At 66.6% G+C, this 290-nt stretch carries 1 protein-coding gene (running past one end of the window); it reads right to left on the bottom strand.

From position 1 onward, the window contains the following. Positions 1-290 carry part of the coding region annotated (locus GEV06_23440) for a hypothetical protein (GenBank protein ID MPZ20834.1) on the bottom strand (this coding region is incomplete at its 5' end). 472 nt of the annotated region lie to the left of the window's left edge, so 290 of the 762 annotated nt are shown.

Here is a 290-nt window from a genome sequence, read left to right as displayed (position 1 = left end):
GTAGATCTCGTCCCAGGCGTCGGTGGTGATCCCGGTTGACCGCCGGTCCGCGATGACTCCGACATCCGATACGCGGGCAACGGCGCGTCGAACCCGATCTTCACGCGTCTCCCGATCACATCACCGCCGGGTGACAGCTTGCGCGCCAGCTGCTCGTTTACGATGGCCACGCCGGGAGCACCCGCGCTGTCGCCTGGCGTGAAGATTCGGCCCCGCAGAAGAGGCATCTGTAGGAGCTGGAAGAAGTTCGGCGAAACGGCACGCACGTCGGCCTCGAGGCCCGCGCCATC

Source organism: Luteitalea sp. (assembly GCA_009377605.1).
Taxonomy (GTDB): domain Bacteria; phylum Acidobacteriota; class Vicinamibacteria; order Vicinamibacterales; family Vicinamibacteraceae; genus WHTT01.
Note: the sequence above shows the minus strand (reverse complement) of the source record. Positions and strands in the feature narration are given on the sequence as shown.